Below are 18,204 nucleotides of genomic sequence, written 5' to 3'. Positions count from 1 at the left end.
GCGTCAAGCTCGCCGCCCCTTGTGCGGGGTGTGTCAGGTTTCGGTGCGGTACATCAGGTCCGTCTCGTACGTCGTGAAGCCCAGCCGCTCGTACACCGACACGGCCGCCTTGTTGTCCGCGTCGACGTACAGCATCGCCGTCGGCAGCCCCTGCGCGGCCAGGTGGCGCAGCCCGATCGTGGTGAGGGCCTTGCCGAGGCCGCCGCCCTGGGCGCCGGGGGCGACGCCGAGCACGTACACCTCACCGAGCCGCTCCTGGGGGTGGACCTTGGTCCAGTGGAAGCCGACGAGCCGGCCCTCGCGTTCGGCCAGGAAGAAGCCGGCCGGGTCGAACCACGGCTGGGCCTTGCGGTCGTCGAGGTCGCGCTGGGTCAGGGAGCCCTGCTCGGGGTGGTGGGCGAAGGCGGCGGCGTTGACGGCCAGCCAGGCCGCGTCGTCCGCGCCCGACGCGAAGGTACGTACCGTCACGCCCTCGGGGAGCACCGGATCCGGCAGCTCCAGGTCGGCCAACGGCCGCCGCATCTGCCGCAGTTCGCGGAAGAGGGTGAGGCCGAGCACCTGGGCGAGATGCCGGGCGGCGGCGTGGCCGCCGTGCGCCCACACCCGCAGCCGCTTGCCCGAGGCGGCCAGCAGTGCCGAACCCAGCGCCCGGCCGTGCCCGTGCCCGCGCTGGGCCGGGTGCACCACCAGTTCGGCGGCCGGCGCCTCCACCGGGTCGGTGTCCTCCAGTTGGGCGTAGCCGACGAGTTCGCCGCCGACGAACAGCAGCAGGTGCGAGACGCCCTCGCGGGCACCGCCCCGGATCTGCAGGCGTCCCTGCTCGGACACCGGCTGCTGCCCGTCGGCCCGGGCGGCTTCCGCGAGCAGCCCGAGCACGGCCTCGGCCTGGTCCGGGGAGAGCGCGGAAGTGGTCTCGATGGAACGGGTACGGGGAGCGGGCCCTGCGGTGTCGTCGCTGGTCATGCGTATGAGGGTACGGGGCGGCCCCGGCCCGGTGGCGAACCCGGGAACGGTAAAGACCACGGCAAAGGGAAACCAGGATGTAACCATGAACACCCTGTTGCGCTACGCGCGTTGACCCTAGGCTGCGCCGGAACGGGCCACCTTCCCAGCAGACCCACAGGGGGGCGCATGCCGACCGCACATCACCCGTACCGCCGCGTCAGACGCCGTACGTACGCGCTTCTCGCGTCCGCCGCCGGCCTGGCCACCGCCGCCGCACTGGCCACCGCGCTCCCCGCGGACGCGCACGACGGCAAGGGCGGCCACCCGCGTCCCGGCCGCTACCAGGACGTCCAGCTCCTCTCCTTCAACGACCTGCACGGCAACCTCGAACCGCCGTCGGGCTCCTCCGGCCGGGTCACCGAACTCCAGCCGGACGGCACGACGAAGACGGTCGACGCGGGCGGCGTCGAGTACCTCGCCACGCACCTGCGCAACGCCCGCGCGGGCCACCCGTACTCCATCACCGCGGCCGGCGGTGACATGGTCGGCGCCTCCCCGCTGATCTCCGGGCTGTTCCACGACGAGCCCACCATCGAGGCGCTGAACAAGCTGAAGCTCGACGTCACTTCCGTCGGCAACCACGAGTTCGACGAGGGCGCCAAGGAACTGGCCCGGCTGCAGAACGGCGGCTGCCACCCGACGGCGGGCTGCTACACGGACGAGGAGTTCCAGGGCGCGAACTTCCCGTACCTCGCGGCGAACGTCCTCGACGAGAAGACGGGCAAGCCGATCCTCAAGCCCTACTGGGTGTGGAAGAAGAAGGACGTCAAGATCGGCTTCATCGGCGTCACCCTGGAGGGCACCCCGGGCATCGTCTCGGCCGACGGCGTCAAGGGCCTGCGGTTCAAGGACGAGGTGGAGACCATCGACAAGTACGCCAAGGTGCTCCAGCGCCAGGGCGTGCGGTCGATCGTCGCGCTGGTCCACGAGGGCGGCTTCCCGGCCTCCTCCTCGTACAACTACGACTGCGACTCCCCGGGCGCCGGCGCCGGCATCTCCGGCCCGATCGTGGACATCGCCAAGAACGTCACCCCGGCGGTGGACGCGCTGGTCACCGGCCACACCCACACCGCGTACACCTGCACGATCGACGACCCGGCGGGCCGCCCCCGCATGGTCACCTCGGCGGCGTCCTTCGGCCGTCTCTACACGGACACGACGCTGACCTACGACCGCTTCACCGGTGACATCGCCCGTACGGCGGTGAAGTCGGCGAACCGCGTGGTCACCCGGGACGTGGCGAAGGCGCCCGACATGACCGGGCTGATCGGCAAGTGGAACGCGCTCGCCGCGCCGATCGGCAACCGGGCCATCGGCCACATCTCCGCCGACATCGGCAACACCGGCACCGAGTCCCCGATGGGCGACCTGATCGCCGACGCGCAGCTGGCGTACGGCAAGGAGCTGGACCCGGAGACCGACCTGGCGCTGATGAACCCCGGTGGCGTACGGGCCGGGCTGACCTACGCGGCCAAGGGCGGTGAGGGCGACGGCGTGGTGACGTACGCCGAGGGCTTCACCGTGCAGCCGTTCTCCAACACCGTGAACTTGCAGGACTTCACCGGGGCGCAGCTGATCCAGGTGCTCAAGGAGCAGGTGAGCGGGGCGAACGCGGCGGCTGTGAAGGTGCTGCAGGTGTCGTCGGGGCTGACGTACACGCTGGACCTGACGAAGTCCGGCGCGGACCGGGTGGTCACCGACTCGATCCGGCTGAACGGGGCGGCGATCGACCCGGCGGCCACGTACCGCGTGGCGACGAACAGCTTCCTCGCCGGTGGCGGCGACGGCTTCACCACGCTGGGCCAGGGCACGAACGACCTCGTCGGCACGGACGACCTGACGGCGCTGGAGAAGTACCTGACGGCGAACTCCTCGGCGGCCGACCCGATCGCTCCGCCGGCGGCCGATCGGATCACGATCGTGCAGTAGCCCTACGACGACCCGCAGGGCAGGGGCCCGGTACGCACACCCCGTGCGTACCGGGCCTTCGTGTTGATAAAACCTGTGTGAATGCCGACTTGGTTCCCCGTTGCGTCTGAAAATTCATCTCAGACGCAATTCATCGAGGTCTTAGCGGAATTGGCTTTTCCCGGCCATTCGGTGCCGTAATGTTTTCCATGTCGAAAGCGACACCGACGAAAGGAAAACCAATGAGCCTCCGCAAGATCTCCCCGGTCAAGAAGCACCACAAGCCCGCCCCGGCCCCGAAGAAGCCGGCGCCGAAGAAGCCCGCTCCGAAGCGCCGACCGGTCGCCCATAAGGGCTGACAAAGAATTCACCTACGTAAATCAAAGAAAGGCACAGCATCATGAGCTTCCACAAGGTCACCCCCGTGAAGAAGCACCGCAAGCCCGCCCCGGCCCCGAAGAAGGCGGCGCCGAAGAAGCCCGCCCCGAAGCGCCGCCCCGTGGGGCACCAGGGCTGAGGCACGCGCCGCGAGGCGGGGTCACCGGATGAGCGTGGTCGCTCCGGTGGCCCCGCCTAGGCCATGTGCCCGTGCACCGCACCTGAAGGGAGTCGATGACCATGAGGGAAGCCCTGCGGGTCTTCCGCCGCTTCTGGCCGCTGACCCGCGGCGACCGCGGATGGCTGGCGGCGATCGTGGCCTGCGTGGTGGTGTCCGCGCTCGCCGAGACCGCCGCGATCCTGCTCTTCGCCGACCTCACCGACAACGCCCTGCGGGCCGGTTCGCTCTCCGCCTTCTGGGGCCCGGCCGGCGCCTGGCTGGGCGTCGCCGCGCTCGGCGCGCTCGTCGGCTACCTCGGCAACTCGCTGGCCACCTGGACCGCCGAGAGATTCGTCCTTAGCCTGCGCGCCGGAGTCTTCCGGCACATCCAGCAGCTGCCCCCGCACTTCTTCCAGAAGCACCGCCGGGGCGACCTGGTCGAACGCCTCACCGGTGACGTGGAGGCCATCGAGCAGATGGTGGTCTCCGGTGTCGTCGGCACGGTCTCCGCCGCCTTCTCCGCCGTCTTCTACGCCTGCGCCGCCTGCTGGCTGCGCTGGGACCTGGCCCTGGCCACCTTCGTCCTCGCCCCCCTGTTCCTGCTGGCCGCCCGCCGCTTCTCCGGCCGTATCAAGCAGACCTCCCAGGACGAGCGGACCGCCGACGGCGCGATCACCTCGGTGGTGGAGGAGTCGCTGGGCAACGTCGTCCTCACCCAGGCCTACAACCGCCACCGCGAGGAGGAGAAGCGGCTCGACACCGAGGCCCGCGCCTGGCTGCGGGCCAGTGTGCGCGGGGCCCGGCTGAGCGAGATGTACGAGCAGTTCGTCGAGGTCGTCGAGACGCTGTGCGTGCTCGCGGTGATCGGCCTCGGCGTATGGGAGATATCGGCCGGCCGCATGACCCTCGGCCAGCTCCTGGCCTTCGCCGCCTTCCTCGGCTACCTCTACCCGCCGATCCGCGACCTCGGCCGGCTCGGCCTCACCGTGACCGCGGCCACCGCGGGCGCCGAGCGCATCGCCGAGATCCTGGACGCCGAGCCGGCCGTCACCGACCCCGCCGAACCGGTCGCCGCCTGGCCGGTACGCGGCTGGGTCAGCTTCCACGGCGTGTCCTTCCGCTACCCCCGCTCCCGCCATGCGCCCCTGCGCGACGTCACCTTCACGGCCGGACCAGGGGAACTGGTGGTGGTGACGGGCGCGAGCGGCGCGGGCAAGTCGACGATGGCCAAGCTCCTGACCCGCTTCTACGACCCCTCCACCGGCGCCCTCTGCCTGGACGGCGTCCCGCTGACGGACGTACCCCTGGAGTTCCTGCGCGAGAACGTCGCCCTGCTCCCCCAGGAGACGCTTCTCCTCAACGGCACCATCCGCGAGAACATCGGCTGCGGTCGCCCCGGCGCCACCGACACCGAGATCGAGCAGGCGGCCCGGGACGCCGCGGCGCACGACTTCATCGCCGCGCTGCCCGAGGGCTACGGCACCCCGCTCGCCCCCGGCACGTCCGCCCTCTCCGGCGGCCAGCTCAAGCGCGTCGCCATCGCCCGCGCGATGCTGCGCGCCGCGCCGGTCCTGGTACTGGACGAGCCCACGGCCGGCCTGGACGCGGTGGCCGCCCGCCAGGTGGTCCAGCCCCTGCGCCGCCTCATGGCCGGCCGTACGACGATCATGATCACCCACGATCTGAGCCTCGCCCCGGACGCGGACCGCGTGCTGGTCATGGACCGGGGACGGCTGGTGGAGGCGGGCACCCACGCCGAACTGGCCGCACACGGCGGCGTCTACGCACGGCTGGCGTCGCCGCTGCCGGAGGCGGTCGGACAGCCGGCGCCCCCGGCGGACGAGACGATGATCCTGAGGTGGTAGCCAGGGGGCGCGACCCCCGACGGCGGGTCAGGCGGTCGGCGTCCAGTCGCCCAGCCAGTCGATGACCTCCTGGCCCGTCGCCTGGGCGTCGGTCAGCTGGGGGCGGTCGCCGCTCGCGGCGCCCGCGCCGGCTCCGGTGTTCTTGTACTCGGCGAAGCGGTCGTCCTTCCAGGAGTAGCCGCCCATGTCGGACCAGGGGGTGGTCTTGACGGCCGCGCTGAGGGTGGTGTTGCGGACCGTGGTCTGGGGGTCGAGCGTGGCGTCGCCTCCGGCGTGCCAGTTCCGGCCCAGGTAGAAGCTGCGGTCGGACACGTCCCCGTTCACCGTGGAGTTGGCGATCAGGATGCCCCTGCGGTCGGCGGCCGTGCTCGGGGCTGTGACATAGCCGGCCGAGGTGCCGTTCCAGCGCTTCTTCAGCGTGATGACGGACTTGTCGATCACGGTGGTCGCGCGGCCGAAGATGAAGTCGACGTTGCCGATCACATAGGAGTTGGTCATGTAGACGCGGCCGAGCTTCTCCTTGGCCGCGGTGTCCACCAACAGGGTGTCCTGGTCGCCGCTGACGATCACACCGTCGAGGAACACCTTGTCGGCGGCGGTGCGCAGGGCGACGGCCTGCTGGGCGATGTCCTGGTGCGCGGCCTCGTCGAAGTCGTTGGAGATGGTCAGGTTACGGGCCTGGAAGTCGTCGGCGTCCACGGCGACCGTGGCGCTGCCCCCGGTGCCGTACGTCCCCGAACCGTCGGGCTTCCGCGTTCCCGACGCGTTGTTGTAGACGATCACCGTGTCCTTCCGGCTGCCGCCGGTGCCCTGGATGGTGACGTGCGGCTTGTTGGACGGCACCTTGACCAGCTCGCGGTACGTGCCCGGCTTCACCGCGATCACCACGCGGGAGGGGTTGTTCACCGGTACGGCGTTCACCGCGGCCTGCACGGTCGAGTACTGGCCGCTGCCGTCCTTGGCGACGATGAGCGTGGTGGCGGACGCCGACTTGGTGGAGGCGGTGGCCGTCGTCGTACCGATCGAACCGCGGGGGCCCGCACCCGACTTGAGGAGTGACGGGACGTCGGCCGCCTTGTCGAGGGTGTAGCCGTAGTAGCTCTCGGGGTCCCAGGCCGCGCCGCTGCCGCCGCTCTCGTTCTTGCCGCTGGTGCCCGAGAAGTGGTTGCCGCTCTGCACGAGGGTGGCGGTGCTGTCCCGGACGACGGGGTTGGTCATGCCCTGGAAGTAGGAGTTCTGCAGGACCATGTTCGTCCTGCCGCGCGCGTAGTTGCCGTACGACGACTTGATGGTGGTGCCCGCCTCGTCCTCCAGGTAGTTGTTGTACAGGTGCGCGTGGGCCACGTTGTCCGTGGAAGGGTTGCGCTGCTCCGTCTCGCGGATCCAGTTGTGGTGGATCGTGAGGTCCGCCGTGACGTTGTCGGTCCAGCCGATGCCGAAGGCCTTGTTCTCCTGGCTGAGTTTGTTCCAGGAGACGGTGAGGTAGGTCGTGTCCTTGCGGCTGTCGATCAGGCCGTCGGCCATGTGGCGGATGTCGTTGTGGTCGATCCAGACGTGGTGGGCGCCGTCCATCTGGATGCCGTCGTAGTCGTGTTCCTTGTCGTTCCAGACGCCCTGGTACGCGTCCCGGATGGTGAGGTTCCGGATGATCACGTTGTGGACGCCCTGGCCGAGGAAGAAACCGCCGCCGACGATCTGGCCGGAGGTGCCGGAGCCGACGATCGTCTTGTTCGACTGGACCTTGATCTCCTTGCCGACCGGGTCCATGGTGATCGTCGCCGCGACGACGATGACATAGGGGTCGGTGGCGGTCGCGTACTTCTCCAGGTCCGCCAGGGACTTGACGGTGACGATCTTGCCGTCCCGGCCGCCGTACGTCCCGTTCTGGCCCAGCGCGTCGACGGAGGCGAAGCCGTCCGCGGTGGCGGTGGCCCAGGCGGGGACGGCGGTCGCGGCCGACGCCTGGTGCTGGGCGCCCGCGCCGAAGAGACCGAGGTCCGTGCCGTAGGCGAGAGTCCCGGCGGCGGTCAGGGCGAGGGGGACACCGACGGTGAGCGCGGTGCGGCGCCTGCGGTGGCGGGGGGTGGCCATGGGGCGGCTCCATTTCGGGACGTTCCGTGTGGGTGTCCTGGAGTCGCCGCGGGGAGGGGAATGGTTGCCCTCCTTCTACTCGCCCTCGTCCGGGCCATGATCCGGCGGCGGCGTCGGTGCCCCCGGCAGCCGTACCGTCGCCACCGTGCCGCCCCCTTCCGCCGGTGCCAGGCGGACGTCACCGCCCGCCTGCTGGACCGTGCGGGCCACTATCGACAGGCCGAGGCCGGAGCCGGGCAGGGCGCGGGCCGACGGGGAGCGCCAGAAGCGGTCGAAGACATGGGGGAGTTCGTCGCCGGGGATGCCGGGGCCGTGGTCGCGGACCGTCAGCACACCCTTGCTCAGCTGCACGTCGATCGAGCCGCCCTCGGGGCTGAACTTCACCGCGTTGTCGAGGATGTTGACCACCGCCCGCTCCAGCGCGGCCGGCTCCGCCCGGGTGTACCAGGGCTCCAGTTCCGCCGTGATGGTCAGTTCCGGCCCGCGCAGACGGGCGCGGCGCAGGGCGGTCTCCACGGTGTCCTCCAGGGCGACCACCCGCACGCGTTCGCCGCGCTGGGCCTCCGAGCGGGACAGCTCTTGCAGGTCCCCGATGAGGGAGGCCAGCTCCGTCATCTGCGCCTTGACGGAGGCCAGTAGGGCTTTGCGGTCCGCGGCGGGGATGGGGCGGCCCGTTTCCTCGCTGCGGGTGAGGAGTTCGATGTTCGTACGGAGGGAGGTGAGAGGCGTGCGGAGTTCGTGGCCCGCGTCCGCGATGAGCTGCTGCTGGAGCTCGCGGGAGTTGGCCAGGGACGACGTCATCGAGTTGAAGGAGCGGGAGAGGCGGGCCACCTCGTCGTCGCTGTCCTCCTCGACCGGGATGCGGATGCTCAGGTCCTCCGTGCGGGCCACGTGCTCCACGGCCTCGGTGAGTTTGTCCACGGGGCGCAGGCCCGCGCGGGCCACGGCGAGGCCGGCTGCTCCGGCGCCGACGACTCCGATGCCGGAGACGACGAGAAGCACCAGGGCCAGGTCGTTGAGGGTGTTCTGGGTGCCCTTCAGGGGGACGGCGACGACGAGTCCGACGTTGGGCCCGGTCGCCCCGGTGACGCGGTTGTGGGTGGCGCCCAGCGGTTTGGTCATCACACGCACCGCGTTGCCGTCCGCGTCGGTGCCGTTGCGGAAGTAGATCCGGTTGTCCGCCTTCTTGATCTCGTCCTTGTCGTCCTGGGTGACCTTGACCCGGTCGGTGGCGCCCGGGAAGAGGCAGACCGTTCCGTCCTCCTTGACCACCTGGGAGTAGGAGGTCCGGTAGTAGTTGTCCGACTGCGGAGTGTCCGAGCAGCTGGCGAGGGCGAGGTTGACCGGCGAGTCGCTCTGGTCGACGGGCCCCCTCATCTGTTTCATCAGATCGTCGTTGAGCTGCCCGTACAGCTTTCCCTGCACGAGGAACCAGCACGTCACCGAAACCGCGGCCACCGCGAACGCCACCGCCGCCGCCACCAGCAGCGCCAGCCGGGAGCGGATGGGGAGGGAACGGTAGCGGCGAACGACCCTTCTCACTCCGCGCCGCCCTGTCGCAGGACGTACCCCACACCCCGGACCGTGTGCACGAGGCGCGGTTCGCCGCCCGCCTCGGTCTTGCGGCGGAGGTACATGACGTAGACGTCGAGGGAATTGGAGCTGGGCTCGAAGTCGAAGCCCCACACCGCCTTCAGGATCTGCTCACGCGTGAGGACCTGGCGCGGGTGGGCCATGAACATCTCCAGCAGCGTGAACTCCGTGCGGGTCAGTTCGACCTGGCGGCCGCCGCGCGTGACCTCGCGGGTGGCGAGGTCCATGCGCAGGTCGGCGAAGGTGAGGGCCTCGTCCTCGTCGGCGGGGCCGGTGCCGGCCGCCGTCGCGTAGGAACTGCGGCGCAGCAGGGCGCGGACGCGGGCGAAGAGCTCGTCCAGTTCGAAGGGCTTGACCAGGTAGTCGTCGGCCCCGGCGTCCAGGCCGGTCACCCGGTCGCCGACCGTGTCGCGGGCGGTGAGCATGAGGATCGGGGTCGTGTCGCCCGCGCCCCGGATGCGGCGGGCGGCGGTCAGGCCGTCCATGCGGGGCATCTGGATGTCGAGGACGACCAGGTCGGGCCGGTAGGCGGTGGCCTTCTCCAGGGCATCGGCGCCGTCGACCGCGACCTCGGTGTCGTATCCCTCGAAGGCGAGGCTGCGCTGGAGTGCTTCGCGCACGGCCGGCTCGTCGTCGACGATCAGGATGCGCTGGGGTTCACGGTCACCTTCGGCGGGGCTCATCGCTCGCGATTCCTCGGGGTGCGGTGGGTCGTGGACGGATCGCTCTCAGCCTATTCCGGGCTGGGCGCTGTGGCCGGGTGGCGTCAGCCGCGGAACGCGGCCAGTCGCTTCAGCGGCACCTTGTGGCGGTGCGGGTGGCCCGCGGGTACCCGCAGGCCCATCAGCTCGGGGGCCACCTCGGGCGCCCGCAGGGCCGGCGCCGGGGCCGGCGCGTGGAGTTCGTACGCCACCTCGAGGGCCAGGGTGAACCCGGCCGGGTCGCGGTCGGCCACGATGTGCGAAACCTGCTTGATGCCGGTCATGACGTACTCCTTACTTCCCCCGTGCCGGGGTTCAGCTGGTGGAGCCCGCCCGCAGCTTGGCGAGGTCGGACTTGACGGTGTTGACGGGGATGGCGAAGCCGAGGCCGATGCTGCCCGCGTCGGAGGACGAGGAGGCCTGCTGACTCGACGAGTACATCGCGGAGTTGATGCCGACTATGTTGCCGCCGGCGTCGATCAGGGCGCCGCCGGAGTTGCCGGGGTTCAGGGAGGCGTCGGTCTGGATCGCCTTGTAGGTGGTGGTCGAGGAGCCGGTGTCGCCGTTGAACTGCCGGCCGCCGAACTGGAACGGCCACTGCCCTTCGCCGCTCTGGTCCTGGCCCTGGCTCTCGTCGGTGGAGACGGTCACGTCACGGTTGAGCGCGGAGACGATGCCGCTGGTGACGGTGCCGGTCAGACCCTCGGGCGAGCCGATCGCCACGACCGTGTCGCCGACCTGGACCCCCGAGGAGTCGCCGAGCGTCGCGGCCGTCAGGCCGGAGGCGTTCTTCAGCTTGATGAGGGCGAGGTCCTTGGAGCTGTCGGTGCCGACGACCTCGGCCGTGTAGGACTTGCCGTCGCTGGTCGTCACCTTGATCGACGAGGCGCCGGAGACGACGTGGTTGTTGGTGACGATCTCGCCGCCGGAGGTGATGATCACGCCGGAGCCGGTGGAGGAGCCGTTGCTCAGGGTCGCGCTGATCTCGACCACGCTCGGGCTGACCGCGGCGGCGATCGCGGCGACGTCGCCCTTCTTGCTGGAGGGCACCACGTTGGTGGTGGTGCTGGAGGTGGCGGCGGTGTCCTTGCCGGTCAGCTCCTGGAAGGCGTACGCCGTGCCGCCGCCCACGGCCGCGGCGACCATCGCCACGGCGGCCAGCAGGGCGATCGGGCCCCGGGTGCGCTTCTTCCTGGGCGCCGGGTCGGGGTCGGCGGAGACCGAGGGCAGGACGGCGGTTCCGCCGCCGTGGCCGCCGTAGCCGCCGTGACCGTGGCCGCCGTCCGCGCCGTCGGTGGCGGGCTGCGGGCCCGGCCACACGGTGGTGCCCGGCTCGACCGTGACGGGCTGCGCGGGCTGGTACGCCGGCGGGGCGGGCCACTGCGGGTCGACGGGGGAGGAGGCGTGCTGCTGCTGGGGGTACGCGCCCTGGTAGGCGTCGCCCTGGGGGTTCTCGTACGCGCCGCTGCGGCGGAAGCTCTCGGTCATGACAAGAAGCTTCGCCCGTGACCATGAGAGTCGGCTGAGTGCTCGCTGAGAAGCCCGGCAGAACCTCGTATGCCCGATATAAATGCCGTCTTCGCAGCTGAGGGCGGGTTCTCAGACGGCCCTCATCCTCGCTGGTACAGGTCACTCACAGCCGCAGGAGCCGCGCACCACCAGCCGCGACGGGAACGTCTTCAGCCGCTCCCGGCGGGAGCCCGCCACCCGCAGACCGTCGTCCAGTACGAGGTCCACGGCGGCCCGGGCCATCGCCGGACGGTCCGATGCGATCGTTGTCAGCGGAGGATCGGCCAGCGCCGCCTCCTTGATGTCGTCGAAGCCGGCCACCGCCAGCTCACCGGGCACGTCGATGCGCAGTTCGCGCGCGGCGCGCAGCAGGCCGATCGCCTGGTCGTCGGTGGAGCAGAAGATCGCGGGCGGCCGGTTCGGGCCGGAGAGCACCTCCAGGCCGACCCGGTAGGCGTCGTAGCGGTTGTACGGCGCCTCGAACAGGCGGTTCTCGGTGGAGAGGCCGGCCTCGGCCATCGCGCGCCGCCAGCCCTCGACGTGGTCGGAGACCGGGTCGCCGACGGCGGGCGTCTCGGCGGTGCCGCCCATACAGGCCACGTACTCGTAGCCGTGCTCCAGCAGATGGCGTACGGCGAGCTGGGCGCCCCCCAGGTCGTCGGTGACCACGGCGACGTCGTCGATGGCCTCGGGCCGCTCGTGCAGCAGCACCACCCGGGCGTCCCAGGCCTCGATCTCGGCGGCGGCCAGGTCGTTCAGCGCGTGGGAGACGAGGATCAGGCCGGAGACGCGCATGCCGAGGAAGGCACGCAGGTAGTGGACCTCGCGTTCGGCGATGTAGTCGGTGTTGCCGACGAGGACCATCTTTCCGCGCTCGGAGGCGGCCTGCTCGACCGCGTGCGCCATCTCCCCGAAGAAGGGCTGGCGGGCGTCCGGGATGATCAGGCCTATGAGGTCGGTGCGCCGCGAGGCCATCGCCTGGGCGACGCGGTCCGGCCGGTACCCCAGCTCTTTGATCGCGGCGAGGACACGCTCGCGCGTGGCCGGGGCGACCGGCCGGGGTCCGTTGTTGATGACATAGCTGACCACGGCGGTGGAAGTCCCCGCCAGCCGCGCCACATCATCCCGAGTCACCTTGGCCACGCGCGGAGTCTACGCGGAGAGACCCGCTCTGGGCAGGGCGTATCGAAGCTTCCCTGTGCGGAAGCAATGCCCTGTCCGAGCGTCCGCTAGGCCTCTGCCACGACCTCGGTGGTGTCCAGGGCGGCCGAGGTGTCCGCATCCTCCGGCTTTGGCTGGCCCGCCTTGGCCTTCGCCTCGTCCGAGGAGCGGTCGCCCTTCTCAGGAGTAACGAATCGATAACCGACGTTCCGGACGGTTCCGATCAGCGACTCGTGCTCCGGGCCGAGCTTGGCCCGCAGCCGTCGTACGTGCACATCGACCGTGCGCGTGCCGCCGAAGTAGTCGTAGCCCCACACCTCCTGCAGCAGCTGGGCGCGCGTGAACACGCGGCCCGGGTGCTGGGCGAGGTACTTCAGCAGCTCGAACTCCTTGAAGGTGAGGTCGAGCACCCGGCCCTTGAGTTTGGCGGAGTACGTCGCCTCGTCCACGGACAGGTCGCCGTTGCGGATCTCCATCGGGGAGTCGTCGTTGACGATCTGCTGCCGGCCCATGGCCAGCCGCAGGCGTGCCTCGACCTCGGCGGGGCCGGCGGTGTCCAGGAGCACGTCGTCGATGCCCCAGTCGGCGGTGACGGCGGCCAGGCCGCCCTCGGTCACGACGAGGATGAGCGGGCAGCCGGGGCCCGTGGAGCGCAGCAGCTGGCACAGGCTGCGCACCTGCGGAAGGTCGCGGCGGCCGTCGATCAGGATGACGTCGGCACCGGGGGTGTCGACGAGCGCGGGTCCCTCGGCCGGAGCCACGCGCACGTTGTGCAGCAGCAGGCCGAGAGCGGGGAGCACCTCCGTCGACGGCTGGAGGGCGTTGGTCAGGAGCAGCAGAGAACTCATACGTCTGGTTCCTCCTCGGTCCCTGCGAGGACGTGTGCGGTGCGGCACTGCTCTGCGATCCCGAAGGCCCCGTACACCTGCGGTTTCCCGCTTCGTATACAACGCTTCCGAAAGCACAAAAGGACCCGGGGGCTTCACTGCCCGAGTCCTCTGCCCAGCAGAATAGCCCACATGAGCAACGGTCCGGCAGGTCATGTGGCAGGTTCCACCGTTCGTCCGAACTGCGAGACGAGCAGACGCACGCCTTTGCGGACGTTTCTGCACACGGCCGACGGAATTTCCCTCGATTCCGTATACAACCCGGGGCCGGTCGTATACGACGCCTCCCCGCCATCCTCCCGTGATCTGGTGTTCGTCGTCGCGCACGGCTTCACGGGCGCGGTGGACCGGCCGCACGTGCGCCGCGTCGCGGCGGTCCTCGCCCGGTACGGGGCCGTGGTGACCTTCTCCTTCCGGGGGCACGGCGCGTCGGGCGGCCGGTCCACGGTCGGTGACAGGGAGGTCCTCGACCTCGCCGCCGCGGTCGACTGGGCCCGCGGTCTGGGGCACACGCGCGTGGTCACCGTCGGCTTCTCCATGGGCGGCTCGGTGGTGCTCCGGCACGCGGCACTGCACCGGGGCACGGACGCCGTCGTCTCCGTGAGCGCGCCCGCCCGCTGGTACTACCGGGGCACCGCCCCCATGCGGCGCCTGCACTGGCTGGTCACCCGCCCCGAGGGCCGCCTGGTCGGCCGCTACGGCCTGCGCACCCGCATCCACCACCGCGACTGGGACCCGGTGCCGCTCTCCCCGGTCGAGGCGGTGCCGAAGATCGCCCCCACGCCCCTGCTCGTCGTGCACGGCGACAGCGACGGCTACTTCCCCCTCGACCACCCCCGGATGCTGGCCGAGGCGGCCGGTGACCACGGAGAACTCTGGCTGGAGCCCGGCATGGGCCACGCCGAGAACGCGGCGGACGATCGACTCCTGGCCCGGATCGGGGACTGGGCGGCGGCGCGGGCGGGCTAGCCTGGCCCTCATCTTTGATTGAGTCTCGTCTTTTTGATTGAGGAACCAGATGCCCAAGGTCACGGTGCGCTACTGGGCCGCCGCCAAGGCCGCGGCCGGGGTCGCCGAGGAGCCGTACGACGCGGCGACCCTCGCCGACGCGCTCGCCGAGGTGCGTGAGCGACACCCCGGTGAACTCGTGCGCGTGCTGCAGCGATGCTCGTTCCTCATCGACGGTGATCCCGTGGGGACGCGCGAGCATGAGACGGTACGGCTGGCCGAGGGCGGCACGGTCGAGGTGCTCCCGCCGTTCGCAGGAGGGTGAGCGATGACCAACCAGCCGTATGAGGGCGGTTCCCCTTACCAGGGATACGAGGGTTACCAGGGGTACGAAGGCCACGAGGGTCACGAGGGTCACGAGGGCTACAACCCGTACCAGCAGCAGGCGCCGCAGGCCTGGCCCGGCCAGGCGGGGCACGACGAGACCGGGTACGACCAGGCCGGGTACGGCCAGGCCGGATACGGCCAGGCCGGGTACGACCAGCAGCACACCCAGCAGTGGCAGGGCCAGACCTGGGAGACGCAGATGCAGGCGCCGGTGCAGCCCCCGGTGACGGCCGCCGAGACCGCGTATCTGCCGCAGCAGGGGTACGAGCCCGCCACCCCCGCGCAGGCACAGCCCCCCGCCCCGGAGTCCGAGTCCGAGCCCTCGTACGGCCCGGCCACCCTCGCCGGCAACTCCCGCATCACCGACGCCCAGCGCGCCCGCCTCGAAGGCCGCTCCCCGATCATCGACCCGGGCATGCAGCCCGCCGCGCTGACGGCCCTGCTGGGCCTGCTGCTCTCCGGTGCGGCGGCCGTCGGGTCGTACGCCCTGCTCGTACCGCTGGTGCTGCTCCAGGCGCTCACCGCCGCCGGCTGGTTCCGGCTGAACGGCATGTGGCCCGCCCGGCAGGGCATCGCCCTCGCCTTCGCGGGGGCGCTCACCGCGGACGCGGCGGTGCTGGTGGCGGGCCGGGACGACGCGCCGGCCGCGATCCTCGGCCCGCTCGGGGTGTGGGTCCTGCTCTCCCTGGTCCTCCAGCTGCGCTCGCACGCCTCGCCGGACGAGCGCATGTACGGCCTGATGGCGACGGTCGCCTCCACGGCGCTGTCGGTCATCGCCACCGGCTACCTCGGCGCCGTCCCCGACGCCGTGACCGTGGGCGCGGCGGCGGTCGCCGTGGCCCTCCTGGCCCGGGCCCTCCCCCTGCCGACCCCGGCCTCCGTCGTCGTCGCCGTGCTCGCCGCGGCGGGCGCCGGTATCGCGCTGGGCGGCGTGACGGACCTGGGCAGCAAGGGTGCCGTCCTCGGCGCCGCCGCCGCGGTCTGCGCCCTGATCGGCCACCGTGTCGCCGCCTACGACTACCCCTCCCGCTTCGTCCACTTCACCGCGGGCGTGGCCCTGCCGCTGTCGGCGGCGGCGCCGGTGGTGTGGGTGCTCGGGCGGGCGCTGGGGTAAGCGCGTGACAGGGGGCACCGGCGCCCCCTGTCACAGGTGATCGACAATTCCCCTGTGGTCCGGCTCGTCGGGGTTACCGTCGTTCGTCGCACCACAGTCGCACCGCACGACTGCCACAGACTGCCTAGCCGGGGGAAACACACCGATGCGCGCCCTGCGAATACTCCTGATCGTCGTCGTGATCCTGGGCGGCCTGTTCGTGCTCGTCGACCGCGTCGCCGTGTACTTCGCGGAGGGTGAGGCGGCGGACAAGCTGAAGACGTCGGAGAACCTCGCCGCCACCCCCGATGTGTCGATCAAGGGCTTCCCCTTCCTCACCCAGGTCGCGGGCGGCTCCCTGGACGACGTCGAGGTCGGCATCAAGGACTACGAGGCGGCCACCGGCAACGGCGCCGAGAAGATCCGCATCGACGACCTGAAGGCCCACATGAAGGGCGTCGACTTCTCCGGCGACTACAGCTCGGCCACCGCGTCCACCGCCACCGGCACGGCGACCATCGCCTACGACGAACTGCTGAAGACCGCGAAGTCCGAGCCCACCCAGGTCGCCCCCGGTGTCACCGCCCGTGTCGTCGGCCTCTCCGACGGGGGCAACGGCAAGATCAAGGTCGCGGTGGCGGTCAAGGTCCCGGCCCTCAACCTGGACAAGACGGTCCCCGTCCTCAGCACCGTCACCGTCGAGGACGACAAGGTGCGGGTGCACGCCGACAGCCTTCCCCAGCTCGGCGGCGCCGTCATCGCCGAGAACCGCATCCGTGAGATCACCGACTTCCAGCAGGCGATCGACCAGCTGCCCGGCGGCATCAAGCTGGACGCGGTGCAGGCAGCGAAGGACGGCGTCGACATCAAGGTGAAGGGTTCGAACGTCAGGCTGGCCGGGTAGTAACCACCGCGGTGGACACGGGTGTCCGCCAGGCGAGACGCGCCCGTCCGTAACACAAGGGCCTGGACCGACTCCGGCGCCCGGGAGCCGTACTCCGGCCGCTCGGGCGCCTTTCTCATCCCGCATCGTGGACGATCGCATCTCACCATACGACACGCCGGTGACATGCACCCGTGTCCGTCCCTACGATCGAGCCCATGCAGTGCCAGACAAGCGTCCTCCGGTCGCGGGGACAGGCGGATCTCACGAAGCGGCGGGCAGTGGACCTGTGCCGCGTTGCCGCCATGCTCTGTCGCCCCTTCTGAGCGGAAGCACCGACTTCCGCGTTCACCCCCCCGCCCTGCTCAGGGCACCCGTGCGCCGACCCTGACGGGCCGCGCACCCTCGCACTCGCACGCCCCGCCGCAACTGCCCCGGAGGAGAAAGAGCATGAGCCGCAGCGACGTCCTGGTCGACGCCGACTGGCTCCAGGAGCACCTGGACGACCCGACCATCGCCATCGTCGAGGTGGACGAGGACACGTCCGCCTACGAGAAGAACCACATCAAGAACGCGATCCGCATCGACTGGACCAAGGACCTCCAGGACCCGGTCCGCCGCGACTTCATCGACCAGGAGGGCTTCGAGAAGCTCCTGTCGAAGAAGGGCATCGCCAACGACACGCTGGTGGTCCTGTACGGCGGCAACAACAACTGGTTCGCCTCGTACGCCTACTGGTACTTCAAGCTCTACGGCCACGAGAACGTCAAGCTCCTCGACGGCGGCCGCAAGAAGTGGGAGCTGGACGCCCGCGAGCTGGTCGACGGCACGGAGATCCCCGAGCGCGCGGCCACGGACTACAAGGCCAAGCCGCAGGACACCTCGATCCGCGCCTTCCGTGACGACGTGGTCGCCGCGATCGGCTCGCAGAACCTGGTGGACGTCCGCTCGCCCGACGAGTTCTCCGGCAAGCTGCTCGCCCCGGCCCACCTGCCGCAGGAGCAGTCGCAGCGTCCGGGTCACGTCCCGTCCGCGCGCAACATCCCGTGGTCGAAGAACGCCAACGACGACGGCACCTTCAAGTCGGACGACGAGCTCAAGGAGCTCTACGCCGAGGAGAGCGTCGACCTGGCCAAGGACACGATCGCCTACTGCCGCATCGGCGAGCGCTCGGCCCTGACCTGGTTCGTCCTGCACGAGCTGCTGGGCGTGGAGAACGTCAAGAACTACGACGGCTCCTGGACCGAGTACGGCTCCCTCGTCGGCGTGCCGATCGAGCTCGGCGCCAACAAGTAATCCCAACCGACCGACCTTCTGGTCAGACCTAGACCCCCTCTGGAGAAAGACATGTGTGGAGCGAAGGCCGGCGGCCCGGACGCCTCGACGATCAAGCCCGGTGAGACCACGATCCAGGGTCAGGTGACCCGCGACGGCGAGCCGGTGGTCGGATACGTCCGCCTGCTGGACTCGACCGGCGAGTTCACCGCGGAGGTCCCCACCTCCGCCACCGGACAGTTCCGCTTCTACGCGGCCGAGGGCACTTGGACCGTTCGCGCCCTCGTCCCCGGCGCCACCGCCGACCGCACGGTCGTCGCCCAGCAGGGCGGCCTCGCCGAGGTCGCGATCGCGGTCTGA

General features: G+C 70.6%; 17 protein-coding genes. 9 read left to right on the top strand and 8 right to left on the bottom strand.

Going from position 1 to position 18,204, the window contains the following annotated elements; translation table 11 throughout:
- Nucleotides 1–33: 33 nt before the first annotated feature.
- Nucleotides 34–963, bottom strand: a complete 930-nt coding sequence (gene mshD / locus ACZ7L0_RS40625) for a mycothiol synthase (RefSeq protein WP_471247617.1) — start codon at nt 961–963, stop codon at nt 34–36.
- A gap of 168 nt (nt 964–1,131) precedes the next feature.
- Between mshD and ACZ7L0_RS40620 the strand changes: the two genes are divergently transcribed.
- Together ACZ7L0_RS40620 and ACZ7L0_RS40615 are read left to right on the top strand one after the other, a co-directional pair.
- Nucleotides 1,132–2,934, top strand: a complete 1,803-nt coding sequence (locus ACZ7L0_RS40620) for a bifunctional metallophosphatase/5'-nucleotidase (protein WP_471247616.1) — start codon at nt 1,132–1,134, stop codon at nt 2,932–2,934.
- 597 nt (nt 2,935–3,531) lie between these two features.
- Entirely contained in the window at nt 3,532–5,316 is a 1,785-nt protein-coding gene (locus tag ACZ7L0_RS40615) for an ABC transporter ATP-binding protein (RefSeq protein WP_471247615.1), read from the top strand.
- A 27-nt stretch (nt 5,317–5,343) separates the two neighbouring features.
- Here ACZ7L0_RS40615 and ACZ7L0_RS40610 read toward each other — a convergent pair whose 3' ends face one another.
- The 7 genes from ACZ7L0_RS40610 to ACZ7L0_RS40580 form a co-directional block, all read right to left on the bottom strand.
- Entirely contained in the window at nt 5,344–7,407 is a 2,064-nt protein-coding gene (locus ACZ7L0_RS40610; protein ID WP_471247614.1) for a pectinesterase family protein, read from the bottom strand.
- Nucleotides 7,408–7,482: 75 nt separating this feature from the next.
- Complete coding sequence (locus ACZ7L0_RS40605; protein WP_471247613.1) at nt 7,483–8,949, bottom strand: sensor histidine kinase; 1,467 nt, start codon at nt 8,947–8,949, stop codon at nt 7,483–7,485.
- Nucleotides 8,946–9,683 (bottom strand): response regulator transcription factor, encoded by a 738-nt coding sequence (locus tag ACZ7L0_RS40600; protein ID WP_471247612.1) that lies wholly within the window; start codon nt 9,681–9,683, stop codon nt 8,946–8,948. Before ACZ7L0_RS40600 ends, ACZ7L0_RS40605 begins: the two co-directional genes overlap by 4 nt.
- Before the next feature lie 83 nt (nt 9,684–9,766).
- Entirely contained in the window at nt 9,767–9,985 is a 219-nt protein-coding gene (locus ACZ7L0_RS40595) for a hypothetical protein (RefSeq protein ID WP_471247611.1), read from the bottom strand.
- A 31-nt stretch (nt 9,986–10,016) separates the two neighbouring features.
- Nucleotides 10,017–11,189, bottom strand: coding sequence for a S1C family serine protease (locus ACZ7L0_RS40590; protein ID WP_471247610.1), 1,173 nt, complete (start codon nt 11,187–11,189; stop codon nt 10,017–10,019).
- A gap of 141 nt (nt 11,190–11,330) precedes the next feature.
- The gene (locus ACZ7L0_RS40585) at nt 11,331–12,353 is read right to left on the bottom strand and encodes a LacI family DNA-binding transcriptional regulator (protein ID WP_471247609.1); all 1,023 of its coding nucleotides are present in this window, start codon (nt 12,351–12,353) and stop codon (nt 11,331–11,333) included.
- Between the two features lie 86 nt (nt 12,354–12,439).
- Nucleotides 12,440–13,219 carry a response regulator transcription factor gene (locus ACZ7L0_RS40580; RefSeq protein WP_471247608.1) on the bottom strand — a complete coding sequence of 260 codons (780 nt, stop codon included), beginning with the start codon at nt 13,217–13,219 and terminating at the stop codon, nt 12,440–12,442.
- Between the two features lie 171 nt (nt 13,220–13,390).
- On the opposite strand from ACZ7L0_RS40580, the gene ACZ7L0_RS40575 reads away from it, so the two are divergent.
- From ACZ7L0_RS40575 to ACZ7L0_RS40545, 7 genes are all read left to right on the top strand, one after another.
- On the top strand, nt 13,391–14,227 hold the full coding sequence (locus tag ACZ7L0_RS40575) for an alpha/beta hydrolase (RefSeq protein WP_471247607.1): 837 nt from the start codon (nt 13,391–13,393) through the stop codon (nt 14,225–14,227).
- Between the two features lie 49 nt (nt 14,228–14,276).
- Nucleotides 14,277–14,531 (top strand): MoaD/ThiS family protein, encoded by a 255-nt coding sequence (locus ACZ7L0_RS40570; RefSeq protein ID WP_471247606.1) that lies wholly within the window; start codon nt 14,277–14,279, stop codon nt 14,529–14,531.
- A gap of 3 nt (nt 14,532–14,534) precedes the next feature.
- Nucleotides 14,535–15,707 carry a hypothetical protein gene (locus ACZ7L0_RS40565; RefSeq protein WP_471247605.1) on the top strand — a complete coding sequence of 391 codons (1,173 nt, stop codon included), beginning with the start codon at nt 14,535–14,537 and terminating at the stop codon, nt 15,705–15,707.
- 145 nt (nt 15,708–15,852) lie between these two features.
- Entirely contained in the window at nt 15,853–16,590 is a 738-nt protein-coding gene (locus ACZ7L0_RS40560; protein ID WP_471247604.1) for an LmeA family phospholipid-binding protein, read from the top strand.
- Nucleotides 16,591–16,787: 197 nt separating this feature from the next.
- On the top strand, nt 16,788–16,895 hold the full coding sequence (locus ACZ7L0_RS40555) for an Ms5788A family Cys-rich leader peptide (protein WP_351714517.1): 108 nt from the start codon (nt 16,788–16,790) through the stop codon (nt 16,893–16,895).
- Between the two features lie 124 nt (nt 16,896–17,019).
- Entirely contained in the window at nt 17,020–17,865 is an 846-nt protein-coding gene (locus ACZ7L0_RS40550) for a sulfurtransferase (RefSeq protein WP_471247603.1), read from the top strand.
- 51 nt (nt 17,866–17,916) lie between these two features.
- Nucleotides 17,917–18,204, top strand: coding sequence for a DUF1416 domain-containing protein (locus tag ACZ7L0_RS40545; protein WP_020122955.1), 288 nt, complete (start codon nt 17,917–17,919; stop codon nt 18,202–18,204).

It is taken from the genome of Streptomyces sp. NPDC039424 (assembly GCF_055639495.1).
The sequence above is the reverse complement of the archived record's forward strand: the minus strand, read 5'-3'. Positions and strand labels throughout refer to the sequence as shown.